The organism is Gluconobacter potus, assembly GCF_015244705.1.
Lineage (GTDB): Bacteria > Pseudomonadota > Alphaproteobacteria > Acetobacterales > Acetobacteraceae > Gluconobacter > Gluconobacter potus.
Window position 1 is genome coordinate 1 of the sequence record NZ_JABCQF010000060.1, and the last position, 652, is coordinate 652.

The following is a 652-nucleotide window of genomic DNA, read 5'->3' on the forward strand; positions in this document are numbered from 1 at the left end:
CATGTCGGACATAAAAGTGGGTTGGCTCGCCTTTCGCATAACGGACATAGTCCGCGCAGTCCCCCGCTATCACTTGGAGCCGAGAGTGGGGTGATCGTTATGGGAAATAACCAGCAAGAATACAGGCGCTTAGGTTGGCCGTAGCAAGACACGCCCGAAGCCACTGGGCAGGGAGTATAAATCATTTGGATCGGGCAACGATGCTTTCGGTTTTCGGCCTTGACACGATGATGTTCGGTGCGGGCGGCAATCCAGATTTTCTGGACAGCGTCAAGATTCATGAAGGCAATTCCGAACCCAACCAGAAGGTCGAGCCAGACCGAATGGTGGCCGAGCGTGATACGGAAGCAGTTTTCATTCTGGGTTCTATTGGCATATCGGACATAATCTTCAAGTAGTTCTGTGCAGCAGTGGCCCATACCTGTCACTTGAACAAGGTTTCCGGAACTCCCGTTTCGTTTTCAGAAAAACTACCAAATTTGACAGCAAGAATAGGCAAAACAAACAGGTTAAGTATCATTGATGTCATGAGCCCTCCAAGAATGACAGCTGCCATAGGTCCTTCGATTTCCCGCCCAGGCGCATTCATATCAACAGCCAGAGGCGCCAGTCCAAGCGCCGTAACGAGCGATGTCATGAGTACGGGGACGAC

The 652-nt window shown here is 51.2% G+C and carries 2 protein-coding genes; one reads left to right on the top strand and one right to left on the bottom strand.

Annotated elements, in window-relative coordinates; translation table 11 throughout:
* Nucleotides 1-200: 200 nt before the first annotated feature.
* A complete protein-coding gene (locus HKD31_RS15945; protein ID WP_010516885.1) occupies nt 201-398 on the top strand; it encodes a hypothetical protein in 198 nt (65 codons plus the stop codon).
* Between the two features lie 26 nt (nt 399-424).
* On the opposite strand, the gene HKD31_RS15950 is transcribed toward HKD31_RS15945, so the two are convergent.
* A partial coding sequence (locus tag HKD31_RS15950) for an efflux RND transporter permease subunit (protein WP_194265715.1) occupies nt 425-652 on the bottom strand: 228 nt, incomplete at its 5' end.

Coding starts and splice junctions, on each gene's coding strand:
- HKD31_RS15945 (WP_010516885.1), top strand. CDS start 201: ATGCTTTCGGTTTTCGGCCTTGACACGATGATGTTCGGTGCGGGCGGC.